This is a genomic window from Enterococcus sp. AZ128, assembly GCF_051714485.1.
Classification (GTDB): Bacteria; Bacillota; Bacilli; order Lactobacillales; family Enterococcaceae; genus Enterococcus_A.
Map to the genome: position 1 here is coordinate 1 of NZ_JBIORZ010000018.1, position 595 is coordinate 595.

The window sequence follows — 595 nt, forward strand, 5'->3', positions numbered from 1 at the left end:
TTAAAAAAATACAGAAAGACTCAGTTAATTAGAAGAAAAAATTTAAAGCAACACAATTATATTCGAATATCAAGTTGGTTACTCTTAGGTTTGATAAAATTGAATTAATCAACACACCCTTCAATGGTTTGAGCCAGAATCCGAAAAGTTGACACAAGAATAGAATACTTACTAAAATTTAGTTGAGGTGGCTATTCAAATGAAATATGAAGAATCATTTAAACAACATTGTGTCAACTTAGTGGTTAAAGAAGGCCGTACAAAAGCAAGTGTGACGAAAGAATTCAAATTAAGTCAAGGAATCATAAAAACATGGATCGATGCCTATGATGCGACCCGTTCAAATGAACAAGCTGATTTAGAGCAGAAACAACAGGAACTGGAGAAAGAAATTAAAGTACTAAAAAAGGAAAATGGGGTCTGTAAATAATTTTGTGTAAGTTGTGATTTTAGATTTTGATAAATTAGCAAAATACCGTTATTTCAAGTTTATAATGAGTAGCTTTATGGTAGCCTCATTTGGCACGACAACTGTTTATACGTCGGTCTTTGTTGAGGATCCATAAAGCTAGAGGCTCGTTGTCAACTTGAAATA

General features: G+C 32.3%; 1 protein-coding gene. It reads left to right on the forward strand.

The window, feature by feature from the left end:
* Positions 1 to 199 precede the first annotated feature (199 nt).
* A complete protein-coding gene (locus tag IGI38_RS24885) occupies positions 200 to 430 on the forward strand; it encodes a transposase (protein WP_438734628.1) in 231 nt (76 codons plus the stop codon).
* Positions 431 to 595: the final 165 nt, after the last annotated feature.